The 26,703-nt window shown below is 51.5% G+C and carries 36 protein-coding genes; 10 read left to right on the forward strand and 26 right to left on the reverse strand.

The window, feature by feature from the left end; genetic code table 11:
- Positions 1-9: 9 nt before the first annotated feature.
- Genes HV355_RS01335 through HV355_RS01350 form a run of 4 tightly spaced genes read right to left on the reverse strand, consistent with a single transcriptional unit; the run spans position 10 to position 2,435 of the window.
- The gene (locus tag HV355_RS01335) at positions 10-540 is read right to left on the reverse strand and encodes a phage tail protein I (protein ID WP_032609378.1); all 531 of its coding nucleotides are present in this window, start codon (positions 538-540) and stop codon (positions 10-12) included.
- The gene (locus tag HV355_RS01340; RefSeq protein WP_049010695.1) at positions 533-1,441 is read right to left on the reverse strand and encodes a baseplate assembly protein; all 909 of its coding nucleotides are present in this window, start codon (positions 1,439-1,441) and stop codon (positions 533-535) included. Before HV355_RS01340 ends, HV355_RS01335 begins: the two co-directional genes overlap by 8 nt.
- Before the next feature lie 5 nt (positions 1,442-1,446).
- Complete coding sequence (locus HV355_RS01345; RefSeq protein WP_023338715.1) at positions 1,447-1,797, reverse strand: GPW/gp25 family protein; 351 nt, start codon at positions 1,795-1,797, stop codon at positions 1,447-1,449.
- Positions 1,794-2,435: a phage baseplate assembly protein V gene (locus HV355_RS01350; protein WP_032609382.1), complete on the reverse strand. Its 642-nt coding sequence runs from the start codon at positions 2,433-2,435 to the stop codon at positions 1,794-1,796. The genes HV355_RS01345 and HV355_RS01350 overlap by 4 nt, the downstream gene beginning before the upstream one ends.
- A gap of 131 nt (positions 2,436-2,566) precedes the next feature.
- Between HV355_RS01350 and HV355_RS01355 the strand changes: the two genes are divergently transcribed.
- On the forward strand, positions 2,567-3,298 hold the full coding sequence (locus HV355_RS01355) for a UPF0489 family protein (protein ID WP_049010691.1): 732 nt from the start codon (positions 2,567-2,569) through the stop codon (positions 3,296-3,298).
- A 69-nt stretch (positions 3,299-3,367) separates the two neighbouring features.
- Here the strand turns inward: HV355_RS01355 and HV355_RS01360 are convergent, their stop codons facing one another.
- From HV355_RS01360 to HV355_RS01410, 11 genes are all read right to left on the reverse strand, one after another.
- Positions 3,368-3,817, reverse strand: coding sequence for a phage virion morphogenesis protein (locus HV355_RS01360; protein WP_049010689.1), 450 nt, complete (start codon positions 3,815-3,817; stop codon positions 3,368-3,370).
- Complete coding sequence (locus tag HV355_RS01365; RefSeq protein WP_049010687.1) at positions 3,810-4,277, reverse strand: phage tail protein; 468 nt, start codon at positions 4,275-4,277, stop codon at positions 3,810-3,812. The genes HV355_RS01360 and HV355_RS01365 overlap by 8 nt, the downstream gene beginning before the upstream one ends.
- Positions 4,240-4,485, reverse strand: coding sequence for an Rz1-like lysis system protein LysC (lysC, locus tag HV355_RS01370; RefSeq protein WP_072163335.1), 246 nt, complete (start codon positions 4,483-4,485; stop codon positions 4,240-4,242). The genes HV355_RS01365 and lysC overlap by 38 nt, the downstream gene beginning before the upstream one ends.
- Positions 4,373-4,798 (reverse strand): Rz-like lysis system protein LysB, encoded by a 426-nt coding sequence (lysB, locus tag HV355_RS24085; protein ID WP_038421124.1) that lies wholly within the window; start codon positions 4,796-4,798, stop codon positions 4,373-4,375. Before lysB ends, lysC begins: the two co-directional genes overlap by 113 nt.
- Entirely contained in the window at positions 4,795-5,304 is a 510-nt protein-coding gene (locus HV355_RS01380) for a lysozyme (RefSeq protein WP_032609391.1), read from the reverse strand. Before HV355_RS01380 ends, lysB begins: the two co-directional genes overlap by 4 nt.
- A complete protein-coding gene (locus tag HV355_RS01385; protein WP_001354073.1) occupies positions 5,288-5,509 on the reverse strand; it encodes a hypothetical protein in 222 nt (73 codons plus the stop codon). The genes HV355_RS01380 and HV355_RS01385 overlap by 17 nt, the downstream gene beginning before the upstream one ends.
- Complete coding sequence (locus HV355_RS01390; RefSeq protein ID WP_032609394.1) at positions 5,500-5,703, reverse strand: tail protein X; 204 nt, start codon at positions 5,701-5,703, stop codon at positions 5,500-5,502. Before HV355_RS01390 ends, HV355_RS01385 begins: the two co-directional genes overlap by 10 nt.
- Positions 5,703-6,209 (reverse strand): head completion/stabilization protein, encoded by a 507-nt coding sequence (locus HV355_RS01395; RefSeq protein ID WP_032609395.1) that lies wholly within the window; start codon positions 6,207-6,209, stop codon positions 5,703-5,705. The genes HV355_RS01390 and HV355_RS01395 overlap by 1 nt, the downstream gene beginning before the upstream one ends.
- Positions 6,210-6,308: 99 nt before the next feature.
- Complete coding sequence (locus HV355_RS01400; protein ID WP_038421123.1) at positions 6,309-7,064, reverse strand: terminase endonuclease subunit; 756 nt, start codon at positions 7,062-7,064, stop codon at positions 6,309-6,311.
- Positions 7,065-7,067: 3 nt separating this feature from the next.
- A complete protein-coding gene (locus HV355_RS01405) occupies positions 7,068-8,135 on the reverse strand; it encodes a phage major capsid protein, P2 family (RefSeq protein ID WP_049010683.1) in 1,068 nt (355 codons plus the stop codon).
- 55 nt (positions 8,136-8,190) lie between these two features.
- Entirely contained in the window at positions 8,191-9,045 is an 855-nt protein-coding gene (locus tag HV355_RS01410; RefSeq protein ID WP_049010681.1) for a GPO family capsid scaffolding protein, read from the reverse strand.
- A 166-nt stretch (positions 9,046-9,211) separates the two neighbouring features.
- On the opposite strand from HV355_RS01410, the gene HV355_RS01415 reads away from it, so the two are divergent.
- From HV355_RS01415 to HV355_RS01435, 5 genes are all read left to right on the forward strand, one after another.
- Positions 9,212-10,981 carry a terminase ATPase subunit family protein gene (locus HV355_RS01415; RefSeq protein ID WP_049010678.1) on the forward strand — a complete coding sequence of 590 codons (1,770 nt, stop codon included), beginning with the start codon at positions 9,212-9,214 and terminating at the stop codon, positions 10,979-10,981.
- 1 nt (position 10,982) lies between these two features.
- Positions 10,983-12,008, forward strand: a complete 1,026-nt coding sequence (locus tag HV355_RS01420; protein ID WP_049010675.1) for a phage portal protein — start codon at positions 10,983-10,985, stop codon at positions 12,006-12,008.
- A 490-nt stretch (positions 12,009-12,498) separates the two neighbouring features.
- A complete protein-coding gene (locus tag HV355_RS01425; RefSeq protein WP_069596666.1) occupies positions 12,499-13,236 on the forward strand; it encodes a hypothetical protein in 738 nt (245 codons plus the stop codon).
- The gene (locus tag HV355_RS01430; protein ID WP_069596667.1) at positions 13,233-14,003 is read left to right on the forward strand and encodes a hypothetical protein; all 771 of its coding nucleotides are present in this window, start codon (positions 13,233-13,235) and stop codon (positions 14,001-14,003) included. The genes HV355_RS01425 and HV355_RS01430 overlap by 4 nt, the downstream gene beginning before the upstream one ends.
- Before the next feature lie 38 nt (positions 14,004-14,041).
- Complete coding sequence (locus tag HV355_RS01435; protein WP_071892849.1) at positions 14,042-15,100, forward strand: MBL fold metallo-hydrolase; 1,059 nt, start codon at positions 14,042-14,044, stop codon at positions 15,098-15,100.
- A 65-nt stretch (positions 15,101-15,165) separates the two neighbouring features.
- Here HV355_RS01435 and HV355_RS01440 read toward each other — a convergent pair whose 3' ends face one another.
- The 5 genes from HV355_RS01440 to HV355_RS01460 form a co-directional block, all read right to left on the reverse strand.
- Complete coding sequence (locus HV355_RS01440; RefSeq protein WP_249420811.1) at positions 15,166-17,226, reverse strand: replication endonuclease; 2,061 nt, start codon at positions 17,224-17,226, stop codon at positions 15,166-15,168.
- 1 nt (position 17,227) lies between these two features.
- Positions 17,228-17,491, reverse strand: coding sequence for a DUF5405 family protein (locus HV355_RS01445; RefSeq protein ID WP_014884151.1), 264 nt, complete (start codon positions 17,489-17,491; stop codon positions 17,228-17,230).
- Positions 17,492-17,513: 22 nt separating this feature from the next.
- A complete protein-coding gene (locus HV355_RS01450) occupies positions 17,514-17,732 on the reverse strand; it encodes a DUF2732 family protein (RefSeq protein WP_182400727.1) in 219 nt (72 codons plus the stop codon).
- A 66-nt stretch (positions 17,733-17,798) separates the two neighbouring features.
- Entirely contained in the window at positions 17,799-18,299 is a 501-nt protein-coding gene (locus HV355_RS01455; protein WP_049010658.1) for a hypothetical protein, read from the reverse strand.
- A gap of 166 nt (positions 18,300-18,465) precedes the next feature.
- Positions 18,466-18,741, reverse strand: a complete 276-nt coding sequence (locus tag HV355_RS01460) for a regulatory phage cox family protein (protein ID WP_045352347.1) — start codon at positions 18,739-18,741, stop codon at positions 18,466-18,468.
- A gap of 135 nt (positions 18,742-18,876) precedes the next feature.
- On the opposite strand from HV355_RS01460, the gene HV355_RS01465 reads away from it, so the two are divergent.
- Complete coding sequence (locus tag HV355_RS01465) at positions 18,877-19,173, forward strand: helix-turn-helix transcriptional regulator (protein ID WP_058610388.1); 297 nt, start codon at positions 18,877-18,879, stop codon at positions 19,171-19,173.
- 96 nt (positions 19,174-19,269) lie between these two features.
- The gene (locus HV355_RS01470; RefSeq protein WP_182400728.1) at positions 19,270-20,280 is read left to right on the forward strand and encodes a tyrosine-type recombinase/integrase; all 1,011 of its coding nucleotides are present in this window, start codon (positions 19,270-19,272) and stop codon (positions 20,278-20,280) included.
- Positions 20,281-20,389: 109 nt separating this feature from the next.
- Here the strand turns inward: HV355_RS01470 and leuE are convergent, their stop codons facing one another.
- From leuE to HV355_RS01485, 3 genes are all read right to left on the reverse strand, one after another.
- On the reverse strand, positions 20,390-21,025 hold the full coding sequence (gene leuE / locus HV355_RS01475) for a leucine efflux protein LeuE (protein WP_148401189.1): 636 nt from the start codon (positions 21,023-21,025) through the stop codon (positions 20,390-20,392).
- A 69-nt stretch (positions 21,026-21,094) separates the two neighbouring features.
- Positions 21,095-21,505: an Exc2 family lipoprotein gene (locus HV355_RS01480; protein WP_120158318.1), complete on the reverse strand. Its 411-nt coding sequence runs from the start codon at positions 21,503-21,505 to the stop codon at positions 21,095-21,097.
- 127 nt (positions 21,506-21,632) lie between these two features.
- Positions 21,633-21,806 (reverse strand): YciY family protein, encoded by a 174-nt coding sequence (locus tag HV355_RS01485; protein WP_017384232.1) that lies wholly within the window; start codon positions 21,804-21,806, stop codon positions 21,633-21,635.
- A gap of 143 nt (positions 21,807-21,949) precedes the next feature.
- Between HV355_RS01485 and cls the strand changes: the two genes are divergently transcribed.
- Positions 21,950-23,410 (forward strand): cardiolipin synthase, encoded by a 1,461-nt coding sequence (cls, locus tag HV355_RS01490; RefSeq protein WP_089599052.1) that lies wholly within the window; start codon positions 21,950-21,952, stop codon positions 23,408-23,410.
- 33 nt (positions 23,411-23,443) lie between these two features.
- A complete protein-coding gene (locus HV355_RS01495; protein WP_006810881.1) occupies positions 23,444-23,773 on the forward strand; it encodes an HI1450 family dsDNA-mimic protein in 330 nt (109 codons plus the stop codon).
- A gap of 31 nt (positions 23,774-23,804) precedes the next feature.
- On the opposite strand, the gene HV355_RS01500 is transcribed toward HV355_RS01495, so the two are convergent.
- Genes HV355_RS01500 through HV355_RS01510 form a run of 3 tightly spaced genes read right to left on the reverse strand, consistent with a single transcriptional unit; the run spans position 23,805 to position 26,703 of the window.
- Positions 23,805-24,674, reverse strand: a complete 870-nt coding sequence (locus HV355_RS01500; RefSeq protein ID WP_182400729.1) for an ion transporter — start codon at positions 24,672-24,674, stop codon at positions 23,805-23,807.
- Between the two features lie 14 nt (positions 24,675-24,688).
- Entirely contained in the window at positions 24,689-25,693 is a 1,005-nt protein-coding gene (gene oppF, locus HV355_RS01505) for a murein tripeptide/oligopeptide ABC transporter ATP-binding protein OppF (RefSeq protein ID WP_010433006.1), read from the reverse strand.
- Positions 25,690-26,703 carry an ABC transporter ATP-binding protein gene (locus HV355_RS01510; RefSeq protein WP_010433005.1) on the reverse strand — a complete coding sequence of 338 codons (1,014 nt, stop codon included), beginning with the start codon at positions 26,701-26,703 and terminating at the stop codon, positions 25,690-25,692. Before HV355_RS01510 ends, oppF begins: the two co-directional genes overlap by 4 nt.

Consider the following 26,703-nt stretch of genomic DNA (forward strand, 5'->3'; position numbering starts at 1 on the left):
TGCTCTCACTTATCCGGGGTAAACCGTGATGATGTCACCGTCATAGCTCAGGGCACCGGTGTACAGATAGCCGGGAATGTCCTGAATAATATTGAGGCCGATTAAATGGCGGCTGGCTGGCTTTGCATCGGCAATAAGCCGCTCCATTTCGTAGTACATTTCCTCGGTGATGCCCGTCTCTAACACGCCGATATCGAGGCGAAACGTGCCGGGTGGGTCGTTTGTTTGCCACCACTCAGAGACGTTAATCAGATAGCCGAGCGGCTCCACCACGCGGCGCACTGCGCCAATCGTCCCCTTGTGTGCGTGGATGTACCACGCCGCGCGGATCACGTCCCTTTTTGTAGCCTCCGGCCAGCTCTCATCCCAGCGGTCAACGGAAAACGCCCACGCCAGCCATGGCAGCAGATTTGCCGGGCAGTCGTCAGGACTCCAGAGTCGGCGCAGGGGGACGGGAGTATTTTCGATTTCAGCGCAGGCGCGCGCCGCCGCCACCTCAAGCGGCGACGAGCCCACCGGCAACAGTCGGGTATTATTCATCGTTGCCCCCGATGGTCACGCTGTACTCGGTGCACCATGACGCCTGCGTGTCATCGAGCACGATGTCGGCCACCGGCGCGGCCAGCTCAACGCGCTGTACCCCCTCGACGTGGAGCGCGGCATAAATTGCAGATTTGCGGATATCACGCCCGAGCCGGTGCTGCGCGGTGATATACGCCTGCAGCTTTGCTTTTGCCGCACTGAGTACCGGCTCACTTTCGGGACCGGGATAAAGGTAAAGCGATGCGGTGATTTTATAGTCGACAATGTTCGCCGACTGCACGGTCACGCGGTCAGCGACCGGCCTGACGTCCTCATCGTTCAGCGCGGTGCGCACGATGGCGAGCAGCTCGTCAGAAGCTATCCCGTTATTTTCGCGTGACAGCACCGTGACCGTGACACACGCAGGCGCGGGACTGATGACCGAAATATCGGCGACACGCCCGTCAGCGCTGCGGCCATGAAACTGATATGAGCCGACAGAGCCTGCGGTACTCAGCCCCTCAAATGCCTGTTGAATGCGCAGACGATAGTCTGTGTCCGACTCCATCACGGCAGGCGTTGGCGGTAACGTGGTGTCGTCTGCAGGCGTGATAACAAGGCGCTTGACGTTGTAATTTGCGCCTATCTGGTCGAGGTCTGCGCCAGTGGCGTAGGCCAGCATGACCGCGCGCGCGGCCTCGTTGACGCGCTGTCGCCAGATTACTTCCCGGTAGGCGTTTTCTTCCAGCAGCTTAACAATCGGCTCTGATTCAAGCATCAGCGTGCGCGCAACGGCCTCCTGTTGTTCCTCGGGATAAAGCGAGACGAGCGTAGCCTTTCGCTCGCTCAGGTTGGTTTCATAGTCCAGTTCTTCCACGACGTCAGGCGCGGCGAGCTGGCTCAGGTCAACAATTGCCATAGCGTTTAACTCAGTGGAATGGTGAGTGAAAAAGGCTGGCCGCCGGTGGAGCGGGTGCCGGTGATGTCGACATACAGCCCACCGTCGGTCTCCGACCGTTCAAAGGTGATGGTCGAGAGATTTACGCGGGGCTCCCACTTCTGGATCGCGGAATAGCACGCGGCCATAATCTGCAGGCGCAGCGCCGGGGTCTGCGGCTGGTCAATCATTTGCGAAAGAAGCGAGCCGTATTCACGACGCATGACGCGCGACCCAACCGGTGTGACCAGAATGTCGCGCACGCTTTGCCGGATATGCTCAACCTCAGAGATACTGAGGCCGGTCTGGCTGTTCATTCCCAGATAACGCACCGTCATTTGATGCCCTCCGTCCAGCTTCCGCCCCGTTCGACGCCGCCGTGCGCGTGGTTATCCACCTGCACGCCGTTTGATTTCAGTGTCCCGCCGGTGTGCTCGATATTCCCGCTCATCTTCCCGCCGTTCTTCACTTCGAGCGTGCCGGTCGTCAGCTTGTTGGTGCACACCACCTCCGGCGTATCGAGCGTGATGCGGGTCGAGGCTTTCACCAGTACCAGTGGCACGGTGGCCGTGATGGACTCAGACGCGGTGACGTCTGCGGTTTTGATGCCTGACACAGTGAGCGCGCCGTTTTCGGGCTCGTACTCAATAACCGCCCCGTCAGGAAAGGAAACATGAAGTGCATCAGGGGAGGCAGACGGCGCGGGATGGTCATCAGAGAAAATACCGGGCAGCGCAAATGCCGTATCGAGCTCGCCGCCGATCGCCAGCAAAAGCACCTGCTCGCCAACGGATGGAGCCCACCATACGCGCGAGCGACCGGCGCGGCAGGTTAGCCAGTTCAGCCAGGTGGTTTCCATACCGCCGGTCTGGATACGACAAAGCCCCTCGTCGTGGTCGACGTCGGTCACGATGCCGGTGCGGATAAGGTTGCGGATCGCGCGTGCGATTTCTTGTAGACTGTTCAGTGTATTCATGAGCACTATTGTGAAGTTAACATCGTATGTTTTCTAATTCGTCACTCTCTATCACGGCCAGCACAACTCGCAGTGACGCTTTACCTTTGTGTTGGAATTTCCTTTGAAAATATCTAGAATGTGGAGTTAATATGAATTGGCTGATTCCTTTAAATCAAAAAAGCACCTCCGGTGCATTCAATGTAAATTTCTTAGTAGAAGAAAATGGTATATACATTAGCGATAACCACCGAACTGCTCTTTGGTGCTGGATGCAGCACTTAAAGCCGAATCAGGATATTGCTTTGTTCCATATTGACAGGCACTATGACACTTTTCCTTTGCATGGGCCTTACGCTGCACAATTTCCGGGCGTTTTTAATTTAAACTCTCTTAAGGATTACCTAGGCCTAACAGTCAAATCTAACAACCAAAACTCGCCTTTAATTCGATGGGATAATTACCTTTCTTACTTCATTTCTGACAGCGCACTACAAAATCACATCGCTGCCATATACTTTGCAACCCATAAAGACGGCACATATCCTAACAACCCTTTCCAGCACTGCTTCGAAAACGTTGAGCCTTACGAACTCTTGGAAGATTTAGAAAGTGCTATTAACAACCATGAAAAAATCATTATCAACATTGATCTTGATTACTTCTTTACTGACAAGGACGAGAAATATTTTAGGTTTATCGACACCAAGTTCATCCAGAATCTATTCAAAATTTTGAACGAAGGCATGAAAACAAAAAAAATAACCTGCATGACTATATGCCTAAGCCCTGAGTGTTGTGGTGATCAAAATGGTAATTGGAGCAATTCAGAAAGCGTATTACAAATTGCAAAAACAGAGCTAGGGTTAAACTTCATACTTTAACCCCCTTCGAAATAGTCATCTATTTACAGGAACTGGCCACACCCCAGTTCCTGTTATAATTTAAAGCAATTAAGTACTTAGATTCTTTATTATAACATTTTCAATCATCTTGGTATCGTCATAGGGAATACCGAGGAGTGGGCGCGCCTCGTACTGCACATCCCGACTATTGCGGTTTGGCCGGTCTTTTAGGCCGTAATTATGCACCCGAGCAATACGCTGCACTTTGCTGGTGAATTCAACCATCGCGCTGTTTTCGTGACCAGTGGTTTTCATGTACCGGCTTGTGCGGAGTTTCTGGAACATCGCCCGTTTTATCCGCCCGTTTTTTGCCCTGAGCGGCTGACGTTTTCGCGCCTGATACGGTGAGCCGTCCGGGGCTTTCTGCAGCTTGATGCGTTGCTGTTGCGACTTGCGCAGCTCCTTTGCAATCTCCCCGGCCAGCTTGCGGCGCGCTGCCGGTGACAGGGCAGCAATCAGACCATTGAGCCGGTCGTCAAAGGGCTTAAATTCACTCATCCCATTTGCTCACCAGTTCGCCGTTGATATAGAGCTCCTTTGGCCGGGCGACGGGCTCCGGCAGCGGCGGCTCAGGGGCATAGCTTACGTGCAGCGCGCCGTTTTCCTCTTTGATGAGGGTGCGCTCGGTGAGCTGCAGGCTGATGCTGATATCGACGCTGTCCCCGTCGTTTAAATCCATCTGGAAACGGTAGCCCTTTTTGCGGCCGTCATCGAGCGTGCAGATATCCGGCTGGTTTTCCCTGAGCCATGCGGCCACCGGCACGAAAATCAGGTCAGGGTCGCCCACAAAGTCACACACGATCACATTCAGGGTGTAAATTTTCTCATGCGACAGGGAGGCCGCGAGACGCGCATCGATATTCCCCTCATCGGCAAATATGCGCATCATTTCGGGATTTGTTTCAAGCTGCGGGACGGCTTTAATCAGCGCTTCGCGCAGGCTGCGTGCTTTCTTCATCGAGTTTATCCTGACAGTCTTTGACGGTTTCAACCTGCAGCGCGCACGCGGCGAGCGCGTGCTCAAGCCTGCGAATATCGGCGCTCAGGTCGCCATTAGTGGCCGGGTCGCTTCCCGGCATCGGGCAATAGCTCACCTTCGGGCAGGCGCTGTAAACAATGACCGGCGGAGGCGCAGGCGGTGCGGGTGTGCAGCCGACGCACAACATCAGGCAGCTCAGCGCTATACCAGCGGCGTAGGGTTTCATTCTCATTTATCAGCCTCGTAATGGTTTCTTCACGCCGCACGGCCATCGCACCGGCGGCCAGCAGTTCGCCGCGTAAACTGACCTGCGCGGTTTCATTTCGCCTGGCAATACCCTGCGAAACGGAAAGCTGATTTTTCAGCATTCCGATCGCGGTTTTTTGTTCCGTGGCGACCCTGTTTGCCCGTTCAAACGAGCGCGTCAGGTTGCCGTTTTCATGACGCTGCCAGAGCACAACCGCAATAAGCGCGGCCAGTAAAAACAACATCACTTTCATTCAATCCCCCTGAGGCAGTAGGCACGCTCGCGCGCGCGACGGTTTTCCAGCCCCTTGTTAATTTCGCCATTCACGTAAACCCAGCGGGTGAGCTGGTCGCACGCCTGCGGCCATTGCTGGCGTTTGATATACGAGACCAGCGTCGACCGGCAGGCCGCGCCGGTTCCCACGTTGAATGAGAAACTGACCAGCGCGTCGTAAACGTGCTGCGGCATTTTCACCGGCGCGCAGACCGCCAGACGTTTCTCGACGTTCAGCACATCCGCGACGAGGTTCGCCGCCGCCTGCCGCTCGGTGATTTCCCCTTTCGGCACGACGCCTGCAGTGTGGCCGATGCCCGACGTCCACACTCCCGCGCTGCACTGGTAAGGCGTCAGGCGACAACCTTCGAGGTCGGCAATCAGCGCCAGCCCCCCGGGCGAGGTGTTAAGCAGACGAAAGTCAGGCATCAGTGCTGCCAGCGCCAGCACGGCGGCCACACTGCATTTTTTAACGATTGATTTCACGAATAGCCCCTTTATCGAGTCCGAGCGATGTCAGATAGAGGTACGTCTTGCGCTTAAACCAGTAGTTCGTCAGCGCGGTAAAAATGGCGCATCCGCCGCCCACGTAAAGCGCCATCTTTTCGGGGGACATTGCCCCGACATACGCCAGCCCCACGGCCAGCCAGTAGGCGATAAACGTGGTGATTTTTTCCATACTCAGTCCCATAGATTCACCGTTTCGGTTCTGGCCGCGCTGTCGGTCTCGGGCAGCTCAATTAGCGTGCCGTGCGGGAGGATGACGCCGAGCTCAGACAGGCCGGGATTTGCCTCTAAGACAGTTTCGACCACGCCCACGGTGCGCCCGTAGTACCGGGCGCAAATTGCGTCGAGGGTGTCGCCCTGCAGCGCGTAGGCTTTCATCAGATTTGCCCCACAATGCAGCGCGCTTTGTCCTGGATGCGCGCCACAGACCAGCGCATATCCCGCCACATTTCATCGATAGTGCTGTCGATGCTGTCGGCCTTTTTGTCGCCTTTGGCAGTCGCATCCACGCCGCGAAAACGCTCATAAAGCGTGGCCGTCGTCATCGAGCACACGGCGTTGAAATAGTGGAAAACGCGCACGCTCTCGCCGTCGAGCTTGTCGGTCGGGACATCCGCCAGCGTGGCGTAACCGGCATCGAGCTGAATTTCGCGCCAGTCGCTCAGCTCCGCGTTAGTCTCCGCGATCGCGGTCTTAATCGCCCGGCGCAGGCGCACGGGGGAAACGGTCTGCTCTAAACGCATTTCTTCCCGCACGCGCTTCGGATCAACATCAGGAAAAAACGGGGTGTTTTTGATTACCGGCTCGCTCACGCCCGGTGGCGGTATCACCACGCCCGGCACATCCTGCGGCTCTTTTTTTGGCTCAATAATCAGCGTCTTCATGACAACCTCGGGTAATGGATGGGCGGTGGACGCCGGTCGCAGTCAGGGCAATTGATACCCGCATTGACCGGCGTGCCGCCCGGCTCGGGGAGCGCTCGGTTAACCAGCGGCTTTTGCCGCTTTTGGTGGACGCCCGCGCCGTGCCGCCGGTTTAGCGGCAGTTTTGCGCGTGCGCGGTTGAGTCGTTTTGGTTTTTGGTGCCGGTTCGGGTTTTGGCCTGAGCTGGCGCTCTAGCTGCTCAATATCCTTTTTCACCCCGATAGTGCTTTCTAACTGGATCGCACGCTGCAGGTGCGCCAGTGCCTCGGGCAGTTGCTCCGCGTCACGCAGCACGTAGCCGGTGATTTTGTGCAGCTTCGCACGCACGATATCGGGCATATCCGCGCGTTCAGTCAGCGCGATAGTGTCGAGCAGGTTCGCCAGACTGACCGGCTGTTTTGCCGTGAGCAGGCGCTGCGCGGCCAGTGCCACTTCTTCGGCCAGCAGGCACGGCGTCGGACGGCGACCGACCGGCATGGTGAGGCCGTAGGTCATGGCGTAACGGGCGATTTCCAGCGCCCCGGCGATATCGTCAGCATCGAGACGCCAGAGCATCACCGTCATAACGATGTCATCCTGCGCGCCTTTGCCGTTTTCGAGTACGCCAGCGACCCACGGCAGATAGAACGGCAGCAGCTCGCGCTTTTTCGCGGCTTTGCGCTCTTTGGAGCTGATTTGTTTTAGCGTGCGGTTGTCTGCGGCCAGCTTAACGAGCATCTGCTCATAGGCAGTTGCATTGCGCAGCGGGACAGCAGCCCGCCGCGCTGTTTCAGAGGCCGAGACCCGCATCATGTGACGCGCTGCGGGACTCGTCATGGCTTACTCCCCGCTTTCCGGCTCTGCAGGTGCAGTGAAGTCACCGAGCTTGATGTTTTCAATCAGGCAACCGGCGGCGTAAGCCTCGACCACATAGTCAACATTCATTGACTCGTAGTTTTCGATGCGGTCTTTTTTCGGGTTCTCGATGATGCTGCGACGGTGCGCGTCATCCATGAAGTAGATAGACAGGTTGTCGAGACGCGTCACCATCAGGGCATTTGCAGGGAAGTAAGGCACGCGCACGGCTGGCAGGTTGCCGATACGCTTCTGGCTGATGATGATGTCAGCGGCCAGCGACTCGGTGTTTTCCTGCTCTTTGTTGACGATAGGGAAATACTTATCCGCCATCAGCTTACGGCCGGTGATGACAACCAGCTCCGGGTCATCCTGATAAATCTCGTCAATCAGGTTGCCGGTGGCATCCATGACCAGCGCGTCGAGGTTCGCATAGTCGCCGTTTTTGCCCACGCGGATCACGTCGGAAATAACCTTGCCGTCCTCGTCGGTGATTTTGGACATCACGCGCGCTGGCGCTTCATTGCGGTACTTCTGCAGCCAGCCGATCGCCACGTCCTGCAGCAGTGGATATTTTTTACGGTTGGACGTCGCCACGCGCTCGATGCCGTTGAAACCGGCCATGATGAAATCCAGCGACTGACGTTTAATGATGGCGTCACGGATACGGGTCTGGAAGTCCTGGAATCGCGCCCACAGGTCGAGCTGTTTATAGCGGATATGGAAATCGAAGTTAATCTGGTCACACTCGTATTTGAATGACTCCAGCGCGGTGAAATCAGCGGTCTTACGCTCATCATCACCGGCGGTGTCGGCAGTGCTCGCAATCGTACCGTTAACGCCAACCCCGACTTTTTCGCCTTTCAGCTCGTCGACCGGCACGATGTTGATTTTGGTCAGAAACGCGGATGACATCTGCAGGGTAGTCATCAGGGTTTGCGTGACCGACGGCTCGACGGTGAATTTCTTATCCACGTCATCGGTGGAAATACCGTTCAGCTCCGCGACGCGGGACAGGTAGGCATTAAATTTGAAGCGGGTATCTTTACGCATGGTTTTTCCTGTTCGGGTAAAAGGGTTCAGGCCGGGCAGCACGCCCGGCGTGTTATCAGCAGTTGGTCAGCAGCTCGTCGCCCGTACCGCCTTTTGAAAGCTCGCGGCGCGGCTGGCGCTGGCTTTCGGTGTTATCGAGGGAGCTTTTGAGGTCGTTAAATGCCTGCGCGCTTTCTTCCGCCTTGCTGGTCACGTCCTGCTTGAGTTGCGCCAGTTCGGTCTCCAGCTCGGTGACGCGCTGGTCGGTGGCGGTGAGGTTGGTCTGCACCAGTTCGGTGACGGTGGTCACCGCCTCATGCACATCGGCGAAACGGATGTCATCGCTGGCCTGCTTGCGGCTGAAAATGGCCTTAACCTTATCGGTCAGGCTGTTGAGCATGGTGTCGGGGACGTCTTCAAATTCCAGCACAGCCAGTGAGGCCACAGAGAAAACGTCGTCCGGCTGGTCTTTTTTACCGGCAAGCGGGTTCTGCGCGGCGCGGCTGCAGAATTCGAGGTATTCAGTGCCGAGGCTTGCCGGGTCATCGGTGACGGCAAGGCCAACGAGGTAACATTTGCCGCTGTTAGCAAAGTTCGGGCGGATCTCCATGGAGGTGTAAACCTTCTGCCCGGCCTTAACCATGCTGACCAGCTCGTCGAGCGGGGCGATTTTGCCAAACAGCCCTTTTTTGCCATCGAGCGCTGAGCCATCGCTGATAATCTCCGCCTTGAGCTCGGTCACATCGCCATAACGTTTAAACTGACTGTCAGGCATCAGCCCCCGGATATGTTCGAGGTTAATGCGGCAGCCGTAGACGCGCGGGTCGAACGTGTCGGCCATATCCTGAATATCATCGCCGCTGATGACACGGCCATCGCAGGTGTCACCCTCGACGCCGATGCGAAACCATTTAGAGATTTTCTTTGCCATTGTTCAGGTGTCCTGATGTTGGGTTTTCGGGTCGGGTTTAGTTTCCCGACTCTGACCCGTATCAGCCACCGCTTACGATCTGATTAGATCTGACACAACAGGCACTTAGCGCGAATTACCCTCCATTTCCTTAGCCTTGCCACGTAACACCAAAAACGAGGCAAGCATGACCATTTCAACTGACCTTTCACTGCTCAATGACCCGCGACGACAGGCGCGCCTGTTGTACTGGCAGGGGTTCGCCGTGCCGCAAATCTGCGACATGCTGCAGCTCAAGCGCCCGACGGTGCAGAGCTGGAAACAGCGCGATGGATGGGAGGAAACCGCCCCGATTAACCGCGTGGAATCGACGTTAGAGGCGCGGCTTATTCAGCTCTACGCAAAGCCAGACCTGACCGCGCATGACTTCAAAGTCGCTGATTTTCTGTCGCGCCAGATGGAGCGGCTCGCGCGCGTTAACCGCTACGGCCAGACCGGAAACGAGGTGGATTTAAACCCCAATATCGCCAGCCGTAACAAAGGGGATCGCAAAAAGCCGAAACGCAATTTCTTCAGTGATGAAGCGATTGAAAAGCTGGAAGAGATTTTCTTCGACCAGTCGTTTGACTATCAGCTCCGCTGGCATAGAGCGGGATTAGAGCACCGCATCCGCCACATCCTGAAATCGCGACAGATTGGCGCGACGTTCTACTTTGCGCGCGAGTCCCTCCTGCGCGCGCTCAAAACCGGGCAAAACCAGATATTTTTGTCGGCCAGTAAAACGCAGGCTTACGTGTTCCGTAAGTACATCATCGCCTTTGCCCGTCTGGTTGACGTCGACCTGTCAGGCGACCCGATCGTCATCGGTAACAATGGCGCTGAGCTGATTTTTCTCGGGACCAATTCCAACACCGCGCAGAGCCACAACGGCGACCTGTACGTCGATGAAATTTTCTGGATCCCCAATTTTCAGAAGCTGCGCAAAGTCGCCTCGGGCATGGCCTCGCAGTCACACCTGCGCACCACCTATTTTTCGACCCCGTCGACGCTGGCGCATGGCGCGTACCCGTTCTGGTCAGGCGAGCTGTTTAACCTTGGCCGTAGCAACCGCGAGGAACGTGTCGACATCGACATCAGTCATCAGGCGCTTGCCGGAGGCATGTTATGCGGGGATGGACAGTGGCGGCAGATTGTCACCATTGAGGACGCGCTTGCCGGTGGTTGCACTCTTTTCAACCTCGACCAGCTTAAGCAGGAAAACAGCGCGGATGACTTCCGTAACCTGTTTATGTGCGAATTCGTTGACGATAAGGCGTCGGTATTCCCATTCGAGGAGCTGCAGCGCTGCATGGTCGATGCGATGGAAGAATGGGAGGACTTCGAGCCGTTCGCCGACCGTCCGTTTAACTGGCGCCCTGTCTGGATTGGCTATGACCCGTCACACACTGGGGACAGCGCCGGGTGCGCGGTACTGGCTCCGCCGCTGGTTGCCGGTGGCAAGTTCCGCATCCTTGAGCGTCACCAGTGGAAAGGAATGGACTTTGCCGCGCAGGCTGAGGCCATCCGTGCACTGACCGAGAAATACACCGTTGACTATATCGGCATCGATGCGACCGGCATCGGCCAGGGTGTTTACCAGCTCGTGCGCTCATTCTTCCCGGCGGCGCGCGCCATCCGCTACACGCCGGAAATGAAAACCGCAATGGTGCTGAAAGCAAAAGACACCATTCGCCGCGGGTGTCTGGAATACGACGCCGGTGCGACCGACATCACGCAGTCATTTATGGCTATCCGCAAAACCATGACCAGCAGCGGCCGCAGCGCCACCTACGAAGCCAGCCGCAGTGAAGAAGCCAGCCACGCGGATATCGCGTGGGCGACCATGCACGCCCTGTTAAACGAGCCACTTTCCGCCGGTAGCGGTATGCAATCAAGCTCAATTCTGGATATTAACTAAGATGAAAAAACGCCAAAAGAAACAGCCAAAACAGACCAGCATGACGGCCAGCGCGCCGCAGAAAATGGAGACATTCACCTTTGGTGAGCCGTCTCCCGTTCTGGATCGCCGGGACATTCTCGACTATGTCGAATGCATCAATAACGGCAAATGGTACGAGCCGCCGGTCAACTTCTCGGGACTGGCAAAAAGCCTGCGCGCAGCCGTACACCACAGCTCCCCGATTTACGTCAAGCGCAACATTCTGACCAGCACCTTTATCCCGCACCCGTTGCTGTCCCGTCAGGACTTTAGCCGCCTTGTGCTCGATTATCTGGTGTTTGCCAACGGCTATCTTGAAAAGCGTATGAGCGTGACCGGCCAGCTCTTTAAACTGGAAACCTCCCCGGCCAAATACACCCGCCGGGGCGTTGAGTATGGCGTTTACTGGTACGTGTCGGACTATACGCACCCGCACCAGTTCGCGCCCGGTTCGGTGTTTCACTTGCTTGAGCCCGATATAAATCAGGAGCTCTACGGGATGCCGGAATACCTCAGCGCGCTTAATTCTGCCTGGCTGAATGAATCCGCCACGCTGTTTCGTCGCAAGTATTACCAGAACGGCGCGCACGCGGGTTATATCATGTACGTGACCGACGCGGCGCAGAGCAGCACAGACGTTGAGGCGCTGCGCTCCGCCATGCGTGACTCGAAAGGACTCGGGAATTTTAAAAACCTGTTTTTCTACGCCCCGAACGGGAAACCGGATGGCATTAAGATCGTGCCGCTGAGTGAAGTCGCCACGAAGGATGATTTTTTTAACATCAAGAAGGTGAGCGCCGCTGACCTGCTCGACGCGCACCGCGTGCCGTTCCAGCTCATGGGAGGCAAGCCTGAAAATATCGGCTCGATGGGCGATATCGAGAAGGTGGCGCGGGTATTTGTGCGTAACGAGCTGACGCCGCTGCAGGAGCGTTTCAAAGAGATAAACGACTGGCTCGGGATGGAGGTGATCCGCTTTAAGGATTACAACATCGAGACCGATTAACCCCGCACAAAATGCCGCCTCCGGGCGGCATATCCTCTGACCTCACCAGACGCCGCACACGCCACGCAACCCTGCCAACACCTAACGATTCAACCTCACCACTCAGCGCGCCGCCACGACGCGCACAGACGCGCAAAATAAATCCTTTCACCACGTCTGGCGCGCAGTGCTATCCCCGCCTCGCCTGCACGCTTAAGGTATTGGTCTTGATGCAGTTGCAAATGAGCATGAAGGTAAAGCTGGCTATACCTCTTCCCATGAATTTAAACGAAAATTTCACATGCAAATTGATGCAAACTATTGACCCAATAGTGTATGTGCAGATAGACAATTTACATTAATGATGCCTATAATTTTAAAAAATTTTTAAACAAGAGCTCACTTGCATTTATGCAGGTGTGCGGTAGCCATCACCTTAGAATTTATCATCAAAAAAAACACCTTAGAATCAATAGGTTATCTCTAAATCATCTCATCGGATTATCTGATTATGAAGTTTTCTATCCAAGAACAAAGCTCTAGCATTGTTTGGGTTGCCGCAGTCAACCAAATGAATCTCACTCCTGACTGGTTTAAACACTATGAGATTCTTCCTTCAGATGATTGCGATCAAGCAAGCGTAGCAATAAACAATAATTCAATATGTTGCGATTTTGGTTGGTTCGAAATTATTTCATCAGACAAAAAAATTCATTTCAAACTGGCTAAAAACGGGCTAGAACAAGATTTTGTGGATATGGTTAGTTCAGTTATTTCTGTCATGGGTACTGTCAAGACCTATGGCTTAGGCATGAATACTAAAATAAAATTTAAAGTAAACAGTTTTGAAGATTATCATAAAGTAGGTGATGAATTAGTTCCTAAAAGCAAACTTTACGAAGCTAGTAAATCAGGTTTAATAGGAAATCCTGATGTACATATAGGTATGGCACGTTGCAGAATTGCATTTGAGAATGCCATTCATCATAATTCTGATAAAGAAGTCAAACCTATAGATGATAATAAATTCCTCGATACAATCTATCTTGATATTAGTGGCATTAGTGATAAAAGCACAGGAATGGAATATGGTGTTTTATTCTCCTACAACCATCACATTGCATCTGTTAAAGAGCAGGAAATACAATTTACAGAACAACTTCCAGACTTGCTTATAAATAATTTCGTTTCCGATATTACAAACAATCGCGAAACAGCAGAAAATATCATGAGGAACATATTATCATGACATATGCATTAAATCCTGCTTCTGATTCATTCTCAAACGAGCTAGGTAATTCTTTTTTTGAGGATACCTCAAGCATCAAATCACTTCCTAAAAACTTCACTAACTCAAATGGCTGGGAAAAGAAACAAGCGAATAATAACAGCACCGAAGTTTTAAAAGAAGCAATTAGTACGCCCAATCAGACCGTTTATGACATAAGTGATCAGGATAATCCAAATAACGGCCTATCAAAAGATTTGATGAAGGACAATACTTTTTCAGAAAATTACTTCTTGACTCAATCTAATGTAGGGATGGTTGAGGTTGAAATCGATACTATTCCCGATGAAACTTACACTAAACCCATTAATGATCTTTTAACTAAAGCCAAGGCTGAATTAGACAAAAAAGTTCGGGCTCTGCTAAGTCAGAAAGTTGTATATTTCGAAAAACAGCTTGAGTGTTATGGAGTTATTGATAATATCTACTTAGAACATAAAACAAGATTAATCGATGCTCGAATTTATGATATCAACACAAACAAAATCATAGATAACATCACGTTCGAAGCTAAAGAATTTCCAAAAAGTGACCAAGGTTATCTTTCCGAGAATTCCGTTTTTTACTGGCGTGTTGGGAAAGACCATCATTTATTTGGTGGGCATCGTAAAGTCTCTGATTTTAGACTTAGACGTAGAGTGATAAAGCTTAGCCCAGCTCAATTAAAGCAAAAACAGCAAGATATAAACGATACCATCAATTTCTTTGAATCAATTATTAAAAAATAACACATAGTAATCACCACTAAAATATAAGAAGCATCCGTATGTCATCAATATGTGAAACTGTTATTTTTGGAAAAGGAAATGGCGAATCTGTACTCGTTCATTTAAAGAATAATGAGTGGTTGATTACTGACTCTTGCTTAAATAACGATAACAATCCAGCTGCGCTTGATTATTTACGATCTAATGGCATCGATCCTGTAACCGCAGTTAAGATAATTGTTATCAGTCATTTTCATGACGATCATATCGCAGGAATTCTAGAAACCATAAAAACATGCATTAATGCAAAAGTATATATTAGCGCAGCCTTGACAAATAAAGAATTTGTCAACTATATATTCGAATTCAACAGCCCTGAGATAAGCAACAAGGCAAGGGAGTTTTCTGAATTATTCGCTTATTTCCGTTTATCCAAGCGAAGTAATATAGAGCAAGTTGTAGTTGACAAATGTCTTTACAGGAATGGAAATATTACTGTTGAGGCTCTTTCACCTTGTGATACTGATATGCAAGAGTCAAGAGATGAGTTTATCAATCACGCATATAATGCAGGACGTAACCCCCATCAACTTCAAGCACTACCCAAGGGTAAACCAAATCATTATTGCATTGTATTACGCATTTACGATACAACACTTACAACATCACATGACATTTTACTCGGTGCCGATCTAGAAATTAAAACGAATCGAGGCTGGGATTCAGTATGTCAAGCGATTTGCGCTCCTAAAGGAAGAAAAGTAGGGTTATTTAAAATACCGCATCATGGTTCTCAAACCGGTTATCATGTTCCAACATGGCAAAACCTAATTTCCCAAGAACCTATCGGTATTTTAACAACTTATGATTCCAGCTCTCTTCCAAGGGAAGAAATGGTCAATCTCTACAAGTCCCATACTAAAGAGTTGTATTGCACCGCAGATCCAAAACACACTACAAGTTATATACAAAACAAAGAAGCAAAAAAAACGCTTGCAAGCCTAAATGTTAACATTAGGTCTAAAGGTGCAATCGATCGTTTTGGTTTTATTATTATTAAGCAACCATTCATACGACCAAGCATCCTCCTTCAAGGCTCAGCTGTTCAACTTAAGTAAGTTAATTTTAATAAAAGGCGTCTTAAATGCATCCAAGACGCCTTTTGAACTCATTAATATTCCATTCACTTTCTTTCATATCCCTGCACATCCCTCAAATAACTACCTTTCTCTTCGCCCCTTGCTTTTACATTATTTAATCCAAAATTAACTACTATTTTTATTGGATATGCTTTTTGAACTCGACATTTCTTATACGTCATATCATAAGTGTATGTATCAAAATCATTTTCCAAACATCTACAGTTATTGACAGAACTCCGAGGCGCGGCAATGCCGCTTTTTAAAGTCAAAGGCTCAACGGCCAAAAGCTTTGGAACAATGCGCCATTCGGCTGTCCGGGTAACACGTACCAGCTCAGAGCCCAAGTGCGGGGCGTAGATGCCCACAACTCTCTCTATATCCTCTTCATAGGCGTTGACCTCATCAGTCACGTTACGAGCCACACGGACGGTCTGGCTATCGCGTGGAACATTCGCCCCACCCTGCGCTGCGATATACCGGTCAAATTCACCTTCATCAGCTGCAGCTCTGGCCGCCTCGACACGCTCATCGAATTCATCAGCAATACTTACCCCGCGAGGCAGTTTGCGCAGTTCGCGGTATGCGCCCATCGTCGGCAGACCAATTGATTTGAATTGCGGGATACGCCATGTTGACGCCCATGCGGTTACAGCTGCTGCGGTATCGGTTAGAGTTTTGCCGGTGTCGTGATCGACCTGACCATCGAGCGCGTAACCATCGATATTCTTCGCGATGTATTTTGCAATGTAACCGGCTGCGCCACCTTGATTGAGGTGCTTAGCTTCAAAGCGCTGTGCTTCAGCGCCTTTTTCATCGCCATCTTCTTTTAAGGCATAACGGCGCATGATATCGGTGACCTGTTTGCGTTGCTCTGGTTTGCAAAAAAGCATCATATGCCAGTGCGGAGTCCCGTCATGATGCGGCTCAACAACACGCATCCCATAGACCTGCAGACCGTTATCCTTAAAAGCTGTACGCATCAGGCTCCAGATACGGCACAAATACCGCTGTCCATCCTTGGGCGTAAAGACAGTGTCATTCCATCCGTGGTTAAGCTGCACCGTCTTTTTGTCGCCCTTTCCAACCTGACGTGTCGGGTGATACTTCGACGGCGTGGTGATAGTGATAAACATCCCGACGTCACCCTGACCGGCCGCATAGCGTTCAATCCCTGCGATAGTATTCATCAGTTCCATACGACGGATTTCGGGGTTTGAAATACTTCCCATGACTTTGCTGATGAGATCGATGCGCTCACCGGTGACTTTGTTTTCCAAGTCACACGACTTCAAGTATTCGAAATTAGCCTGACGGCGGGAATGTACATCACGGATCGCCGTTTTGCTGGCGTATGGGGAGCGGTCTTTATTCACCTCACCGGCGGCAATCAGCAAAGCCTCGTGCCAGCGCATACGCTGCGCCTTTAACTGGTTAATCCACCATTCATCGTTAATCAGACGAGAGATGGCGGAAAATGCCTGGCGGATCGTGATTTGCCCTTTGCGGTATTTCTTCCAGAACATTGGGGTAATGTTGAATGCACGAGCTGCACCGGCAACGTGACCATATAAGTGCGCCTGCGCTTCATCGGTGAAAAGGGTTTCTTTACCGCCATGAGCATCTGCCCATGCGTCGCTAAGTTCCTCATAAGCAACATAGAGCTGCGAAGCAATACGAGCAGCAAATTTTTTGAGCGCTTTGTCACTCATACCCGCTAATCGTGAATAGCTTTCGCGCTCGCTCAGAAAGAGAAGCGATGCAGTCTCGTTCATTCCATTTAACTGATTAACCCGCTCAAGACGCGGCCCCACCCTTTGCTCAACGGTATTCTTGAGGAAATAGAAACCATGAAGTGGGCTTTTTGTACGACGGATGAAGTCATACCGCGAGTTAAACAACGTTTTTAAGACATATGGCAGGCGATTAACTTTAACTAAAACGCCTTGCACCTGACGGAATTCGCCACGTGTAAGGGGTCTATCACGGCCAATTGCAGGACGTGGAGCATTCCATGGGTAAGCACCAACGAATGAATCACTGGTGCCCTTCAAAAATGGTGGTGGTGGCGAGGGGGCAACACGCCCCCGAGTTTCGTTGGACATATTATTTAAAAGCGTCCAGACATTGCTTCCCCATGCGTTCAATCCGAGCTTCCAAAGCTGAGAAGCCGGTAAGATCGCTGGTCAAAAGATCATGCAAAACCAAGCCTGAGATAAGCTTAGGGATAGTTGGGTAGTAACCCACAACGTCCAACCATTCCTTACCTTCATTCTTCCCGGATGTAGCGGTCTTTTTTTCCTGCAAAATGAATTGATAGCGGTCACTGGTGATGACGTATTGGTTATTAATCTCGATGTGTATGCTCATTTTTGCTTCCTGTTAACAGAGGTTAACCAGCTCTACCGAAAATTGAGTTGTGTAACTTTTCCGACTCCTGGCCTAATAACTCGATAATCTCGGTGCGATTAAGTTCTGACTTACTGATGTACGCGATAAGCCCATCAAACTGAGAAGAGTAACGGGTCGCCAAGTCGCGCTGTGCCTCGCTTACTGCCTGCGCCAGATGTGCCGAACACATCCCCCGCTGCGCTGTATTTTGTTCTTGCATTTGCCTATCTCCGGACAAAAGGAGTCCCCACGCTGTAAGGCGCGTAATAAATCGAATCCAGATTAATTAATGTAAATACTGCTCAGGTTTTACCGAGGTTAAAATGGTTGGTGCGTACTCAAAAAGGCTGAACAGCTCTCGCAGAGCGCGGAAAAGTTTGTCACGCCAATAACAGTCCTCCTCATTCAAACGCCAGTGCGGCATCATAAATTCCTGCTCTGTCAGTCCAGCATGAAGAAACAATGAGCGCCTTTGGCTGACGGTCAGGCGGCTTATGAAAGTTGCTTTTGACGCGCCAAGTTGGCGGTGCCGGGCAAATGCATTTCTCAATTCATCAAGCGCACAAACAAGACGCTCCCGATCGGCTTCGGTCATTTCCTCTAAGCGCATAACAGAGTGGCGCTGTTTTAATTGAGCGTGGAAACAAACCGTAAGACGCTCCCGCTCCATCATCTGATTGTAAAAATCGCAAGTGTCCTGCCAGCGAGGCTGAGCCAGATACTTGCAGACCAGACCGCGAAGCGCTGTTGGTTGTTTCTGGATCACGTCCAGTGTCATTACCGTCATAACCACAGTCCTCTCTTTTTGACTAAGCTACAAATCTTCTCGATAACACCCGCCTTACGGGTTCGGATGATGATGCCCTTGCGTCCGCGACCGTGAGTGATAGTGAAGTTAATCGGATTAGGGCTTTCTCTTCTAAGCAACTGTGCAATGCAACGAGGTTCATTCTTCATACTGGCCCCCCTAATCCGAGCCACATCAGCCAACCATCTCTAATTTCCTTCGGTCGGCTGTCATAGGCCATCTTCATGCCCTTGTTCCACGCTGGCAGATAAACCCAATATTCCCCTGCGCGCCCACTCGTTGACTGCGGATCAGTCATCTCGACTACAGGCAACTTGCCCTTCTCAATCATGCCTTTAACGGCTGCAGGTGTTTTACCGATAAGGCGCGCGAATTCCTGGTATGGAACGGCGTCGCTCACACTATCAATGACCCTATTCATTTGTGAGTATTCCTCGTTAGTGTTTTAATTGCTCCTAATGGCTATTAATTGCCATATTGGAGCCATTGCTTTGCGATAACGAATTGAAGATTACTCCGTTATCGTTTTTCTATCAATAGTGGAGTGTTAATTACGATGATACCCGTAAATGAAAAGCTAGCGATCATGCGTGAGTCAGAACGTATGAATAGGAAAGAATTCAGTGACTTAACAGGCGTTCCATACAGTTCTCTTTCGAGTTACGAGAAGGGTGTAAAAGATATGGGCATACAGGCTGTGATGAAGATTTTGAATCATCCTCAGTTCAAAAAATACACTATGTGGTTCATGACAGAGACAATATCACCTGAAGCTGGGCAGATTGCACCGGCTCTCGCGCACTTTGGGCAGCCGACAACAACGTCATCCCACTCAGACCAGAAAACTGGCTAACTATTTACGGCGCTTATTTGTGCAGTAAATGCACAGTGAGTTTTTGCTATTTAAATCAGGAAATTGAAGTACGCAGTAACATCATCGGGAGGCTTTATGTCTGTTAAAAAGCTCGATGATGGTCGATATGAAGTGGACATTAGACCGAGCGGGCGTAACGGAAAACGCATCCGTCGGAAGTTCGACAAGAAAAGCGAGGCGATGGCTTTTGAAAAGCATACTCAATACAACCATCACTCAAAGGAATGGCTTTCAAAACCAACGGACAAACGCCAATTGTCGGAACTGAAAGAGTTATGGTGGAAGCTGAAAGGTAAACATGAGGAGCACGGTCAATCGTATCTCAGGAAAATTGAGCGTTTCGAAACGATGACCGGAAACCCGTGCGCTTTCCAGATTACCAAGAGCCTGATAACGCAATATTGTGCTCAACGCCGGGGTGAAGGTATTAAGCCAACAACCATCAACCGCGACCTGATCACATTAGGTGGGATGTTCACTACCCTGATTGAGTCAGAGCTCTATAACGGTGAACATCCATTCAGGGGATTCAAAAAACTGAAAGAGCAGACAGCCGAAACGGGCTATCTCACTCTTGAGGAAATTGACGCCTTACTTGCTGCGCTCTCAGGTGATAATCGTAAAATTGCGGTCTTGTGTTTGAGTACCGGAGCAAGATGGGGAGAAGCTGCGCGATTGAAGGCGGAGAATGTGATTCATAACCGGGTATCTTTCATTAAGACGAAAACCAACACACCGCGCACGGTCCCGATCTCTGATGTCGTTGCGGCTTACGTAGTCGGCAAAGCACGAGGCTTTCTTTTTCCTGAGGCCAGTTATGCTGAATTCAGGCGAATCCTCAAAGAAGTTAAGCCCGACTTACCGGCGGGGCAAGCAACACATGCGCTACGACACTCTTTCGCCACGCACTTTATGATTAACGGGGGCAATATCATCACACTGCAGAGGATCTTAGGTCATACGAAAATTGCGCAGACAATGGTCTATGCGCACTTCGCTCCTCAGTACCTGCAGGACGCGATTTCGCTTAACCCGTTGAAGGGTGCTAATGGTGGTCAGAGTGTCCACAATGTGTCCACACCCTAGCCGCTTTTTATGGCTTTTGACTGCTAGTAGTAAAACGTGAAGCCTTGTCTGGCGCGGCTTTCCAGCTACGCCAGACATTAAAAAGGCTCCCTCAGGAGCCTTTCTTCTGTCAATGTAGCGACGCTAATCTCGCCGCAAAGCCGACAAATAATAGTCCTATCAACCCATTCCCCAGCTTCGCCAGTTTCTTTTTGGTTTTCAGGTAGCGGGTGACAAACGCGCCAGAGAAGATCAGGAAGCTCATGTACATAAAGCTAATCAATTCAAGCGTGGTGGCGAGGATCAGGAAAGAAGTTCCGGTGTTTTGCGCATTCACGTCAATAAACTGTACGAAGAATGACACGTAAAACAGAATCGCTTTCGGGTTCGTCAGGCTCAATACCAGAGAACGCTTCATGATGGCGCTGGCAGGCTCGGCTCCACTTTCGTGCCCATTAGTCTGTCGGGTAATGACCGACCACAGCATTTTACCGCCAAGCCACAGCAGATAAAACGCCCCCAGATAGCGGACGATATTGAACAGCACCGGCGTGGTCTGGATTAAGGCCGCGACGCCTGCCCATGCCAGAAACATCAAAACCGCATCGCCGATAAACACACCGGTCGCGGCGAGATAGCCTTTTTTGACGCCGTGACCAATACCCGTTTTCAATACAAACAGCGTATTCGGACCGGGTACCAGCACAATGAAAAATGCGCCGACCACGTACGTCCAGAAATTCAGTACACCAAACTCCGCAAACACCTCTCCCTCCTTTTGCTGAAAAACAACGGGAATATCGCTGCAAAAACGATATTCCCGAAAACTGTCGCGTTATTGTACGCCGTTATAGCCGTCAAGATAAGTCGTGGCCAGTTCGTTGCCGTATAAAATGGCATCCTTCGGCTCCATTTCCGAGGTCCATTTGCTATCACTATTCCCCGTGAAGGCGTGCTCCGTTTTGGCCTCTTCCTTCAACCGGTCGCGAATAGCCTGTGCATACTGCTGAGCGTAAGACGGCGGTTGCCCCGCGGCGCGGTCAGCTTTCCCCTGCTTATACAGCTCACGAAACTGCGGCACATTGAGACGATAATTTTGCGAAATACTGGAGGTATAATTCCCGCCCGTAAAATTGGATTGATGCGAGACGAAATAATAGGCATGTCTTTCAGGTGAGGGTTTATTGCTGTTGCAAGCGCTGAGTACAGCGATCCCCATAAGTACCGCGACCACTTTTCCATTCATCCTTTGTTCCTTTTAAATTCATGAGGTTAAGCAAGAGGAGTATATCGCGGAATGAGGTCGGGAAGAGACTGCGAAAAATGATAGTCTTATAAAATCAGCGGGCACCTTGACGGTGCCCTCATGGTTCTCAGATATCCTGGACGGCGAACAGCAACGCGTTGCGGTGTCTGTTTAGTCCACATTTTCTGATAGCGTGGATACGCATATTGCGGCGGGATTGTGCTTCCAGCCAACGAGCCTTACGACGACTCACCTGTCGCAACATACGCCAGCGCCCTACTTCTGTTCTACTGCGCTTCATATCGACAACTCTTTCACTCACAGAGACGCCATTATAAGCTCAACCCCGTCGCAAACCAGCGCTTTTATCTGCCGTTTTTATTTGCCAGATGAATCCTGATGCGTACACTCATAACAATACGCTTTCAAAAGGATTTTTTACTTATGACAACCTTCTACACCGTGGTGAGTTGGCTGGTCATTCTGGGATACTGGCTGTTAATCGCGGGGGTGACGTTACGCATCCTGATGAAGCGCAGAGCCGTACCTTCTGCCATGGCCTGGCTTCTGATTATTTACATACTGCCGTTAGTGGGCATTATCGCGTATCTCTCTTTCGGTGAGCTCCATCTGGGTAAACGCCGCGCCGAGCGCGCCCGCGCGATGTGGCCCTCGACGGCGAAATGGCTGAGCGATCTTAAAGCCTGCAAACATATATTTGCCGAAGAAAACAGTAGCGTCGCCTCTTCATTATTCAAGCTGTGCGAACGCCGCCAGGGCATCGCGGGCGTTAAGGGTAATCAGCTGCAATTAATGACTTCGTCCGACGACGTGATGCAGGCGCTGATCCGCGATATTCAGCTGGCGCGTCATAACATCGAGATGGTCTTTTATATCTGGCAGCCGGGGGGCATGGCGGATCAGGTTGCTGAATCACTGATGGCCGCCGCTCGTCGCGGTATTCACTGCCGCCTGATGCTGGATTCCGCTGGCAGCGTCGCGTTTTTCCGCAGCCCGTGGGCGGGAATGATGCGCAACGCTGGTATAGAAGTGGTTGAGGCGCTGAAGGTCAATCTGCTGCGTGTTTTCCTGCGGCGCATGGATCTTCGCCAGCACCGCAAAATGATTCTGATTGATAACTATATTGCCTACACCGGCAGTATGAACCTGGTTGACCCGCGCTTCTTCAAGCAAGATTCCGGTGTCGGTCAATGGATCGATCTGATGGCGCGAATGGAAGGCCCGGTCGCCACCTCGATGGGGATCGTCTACTCGTGCGACTGGGAAATAGAAACCGGTAAGCGTATTTTACCGCCGCCCCCGGACGGCAATATTATGCCGTTTGAAGAGGCTAGCGGGCATACCATTCATACCATTGCCTCCGGGCCGGGTTTCCCGGAAGACCTCATCCACCAGGCATTACTCACGGCGACCTATTCTGCGCGTGAGTATCTGATTATGACGACGCCCTACTTCGTCCCGAGCGACGATCTGCTGCATGCTATTTGTACTGCCGCGCAGCGTGGTGTCGACGTCAGTATTATTATGCCGCGCAAAAACGATTCGCTGCTGGTCGGTTGGGCAAGCCGCGCATTCTTTAGCGAACTCCTTGCCGCAGGGGTGAAAATTTATCAGTTTGAAGGCGGACTGTTGCATACCAAGAGCGTGCTGGTGGACGGTGAGCTGAGCCTGGTGGGCACAGTTAATCTTGATATGCGCAGCCTGTGGCTTAACTTTGAAATCACCCTCGTGATTGACGATGCCGGATTTGGTGGCGATCTGGCAGCGGTCCAGGATGATTATATCTCCCGCTCGCGCCTGCTGGATGCCAGACTGTGGGTGAAACGCCCTCTCTGGCAGAGAATTGCTGAACGACTGTTTTACTTCTTTAGTCCGTTGCTGTAAAACGTGCCCAACGATGTTTAACAGGTAGTCATCATGGAAATGGATCTGAACAATCGCCTGACCGAAGACGAAACGCTCGAGCAGGCCTATGACATTTTTCTCGAACTGGCGGTTGATAACCTCGATCCCGCAGATGTGATCCTCTTTAATCTGCAGTTTGAAGAACGCGGCGGTGCCGAGCTGTTCGACCCTTCAGAAGACTGGGCTGAGCATGTTGATTTTGATCTCAATCCGGACTTCTTTGCTGAAGTGGTGATTGGGCTGGCCGATGAAGATGGCGGTGAAATTAACGACATTTTCGCCCGCGTTCTGCTGTGTCGCGAGAAAGACCATAAGCTGTGCCATATTCTCTGGCGCGAATAATAAAAAAGGCTGCGATCGCAGCCTTTTTTATTTAATCCGGTAATTCACTACCACAGCGGTTACAGAATCGCGCGCTGTGTTCATGCTCACCCTGATGGCAGTTCGAACATTTACGCTGCTGCTTGCGGTTCTGAAATGCACTGCTCATGTGGGTAGTAATCAGTCCCGTCGGGATCGCGATCACCGAATAGCCAATCAAAATCAGGACCGATGCCACAATACGCCCAAGCGGCGTATGCGGTGTGATATCGCCGTAGCCAACGGTTGTAACGGTCACAATAGCCCAGTAGACGGACGCATTAAGCGTCGTAAAGCCATATTTGGGCCCTTCTATTAGATACATCAGCGCACCAAAAACAATCATGACGATGGCAATAAACGAGTAGAACAAAATAAGCTGATGCCGCGCACTGACGATCGCACTCCAGAACACGCGTAATGACGGCATAAAACGCAGTAATTTCAGAATACGTAATACCCGAATCACGCGCATCGCTCGCCAGGCGAAGACATAGCTCAGGCTGATCTCCGGCCAAAGCCACATGACATAGAGCGGCAGGATGGTGGCTAAATCGATAAATCCCCAGAAGCTGAAAACATATCTGGCCGGGTTGGGCCAGGCTATCACTCTGAGGAGATATTCGGCGGTAAAGACCAGGGTAATCGCCAGTTCAAGCCAGACAAAGATATGCCATTCGTCAAACGTCAGGTGGTATTGCGTCCCGGCACCCGATTCAATAAAGATGACAACCACGCTGAGCAGCGCAAATAAACCGCAAAGACCTTCGAAGCGTCGCCCGGATACCGTTTCAGGATCGAATAAAAAATGATAAAGCCGCCGACGGGCTGACGTGAATAAACGCGACACAGTAACCTCGCAAAAAATAAGGGCTGACGTCATGTCAGCCCTTGCGATTATAACGGGTCTACTTTAAGGCAGGAAACCGCATGTCGGAAACTGCCCTCCAGCACCGGTCGTGTTTTTGCACATTCCGGGCCGGCCATTGGACAGCGCGTGCGGAATACGCAGCCGGACGGCGGATTAATCGGCGAAGGCAGTTCCCCTTCCAGCAACTGGATGGTTTTATTTTTCTCCAAATCCGGGTCGGGGATCGGCACTGCCGACATCAGCGCTTTGGTATAAGGATGCAGCGGGTTGTGGTAAACCTCGTCATAGGTGCCCAGTTCCACCGCGTGCCCCAGATACATCACCAGTACACGGTCTGAAATGTGCTTCACCACGGCCAGATCGTGAGCGATGAAGATCAGCGAGAGCCCCATCTCACGCTGCAGCTTCTGCAGCAGGTTAACCACCTGTGCCTGAATGGACACGTCCAGCGCGGAGACCGGCTCATCACAGATGATCAGCTTCGGTTCCAGGATGAGCGCACGCGCAATGCCAATACGCTGACACTGGCCGCCGGAGAATTCGTGCGGATAGCGGTTGATGAGGTTTGGCAGCAGGCCCACTTTCATCATCATCGCTTTCACACGATCGCGCACTTCCTGACGCGACATCTTCGGATGATAGGTGCGCAGCGGCTCGGCAATAATTTCGCCGATGGTCATACGCGGGTTCAGTGACGCCAGCGGATCCTGGAAAATCATCTGAATATCGCTGCGCACGTCGCGCCACTCGTCCGGTTTCATCCCCAGCAGGTCTTTGCCCAGCCAGGCCACTTTGCCGTCGGTGGCTTTCACCAGACCGATAATGGCACGGGCAAAAGTGGACTTCCCGCAACCAGACTCACCCACCACGCCCAGCGTTTCGCCCTCGTACAGGCGAAGCGTTACGCCATCAACGGCTTTGAGGGTTTTAGGCGGCTGCCAGAACCACTGTTTGCCGTCTTTGATATCGAAATGGACTTTAAGATCGGCAATTTCGAGCAGCACATTTCTTTTTTCATCTAATGCGTTCATACCAGCTCCTCATGCGACTTAAAGCAGGCGCGCAGGCGGCCTGGTGCAAACTCTTCCAGCGGCGGAGCGCTATTACAAATCTCCATGGCATGCGGACAACGTGGCTGGAATGGACAACCTTTTGGCAAACGCAACAGGTTTGGCGGGTTACCCGGGATTGTCAGCAGGGATTCACCTTCCGCATCCAGACGCGGTACCGCATTCAGCAGGCCGATAGAATACGGATGTGCAGGTTGATAGAAGACATCACGCGCCTGACCGTACTCCATGGTACGACCGGCATACATCACCAGCACTTTGTCGCAGATACCTGCAACCACGCCCAGGTCATGGGTGATCATGATAATTGCCGTGTTGAATTCCCGCTTAAGCTCGTTCAACAGGGTCATGATCTGTGCCTGAACGGTTACATCCAGCGCAGTGGTCGGCTCATCAGCAATCAGCAGTTTTGGCCGGCAAAGCAGCGCCATCGCAATCATCACGCGCTGACGCATACCGCCAGAGAATTCGTGCGGGAACATGCGCATGCGCTTGCGCGCTTCCGGCATTTTTACCGCATCCAACATTTTTACCGACTCTTCAAAGGCTTCCGCTTTACCCATACCTTTGTGCAGCATCAGCACTTCCATGAGCTGTTCGCCGACGCGCATGTACGGGTTTAAAGAGGTCATTGGGTCCTGGAAAATCATCGAAATCTGCTCAGCGCGAAGCTTATTCAGCTCATGTTCCGGCAGGTTGAGGATTTCACGACCGTTGAATTTCGCAGAACCACCAATCACACCGTTAGACGCCAGCAGACCCATCAGCGCAAATGCGGTTTGAGATTTACCGGAACCAGACTCCCCCACGATCCCCAGCGTTTCACCGGCGCGCAGATTAAAATTAAGGTCGTTTACGGCGGTTACATCACCATCCGGCGTTTTAAAGGTGACACGGAGATCGTTTACATCCAGCAGCATATTGCTCTGCTGTTGCGCCATTGGCGCAGTGGCCGTTTCAATAATCGTCAT

Origin of the sequence: Enterobacter sp. RHBSTW-01064, assembly GCF_014103035.1 — a bacterium.
Taxonomy (GTDB): Bacteria; Pseudomonadota; Gammaproteobacteria; order Enterobacterales; family Enterobacteriaceae; genus Enterobacter; species Enterobacter mori.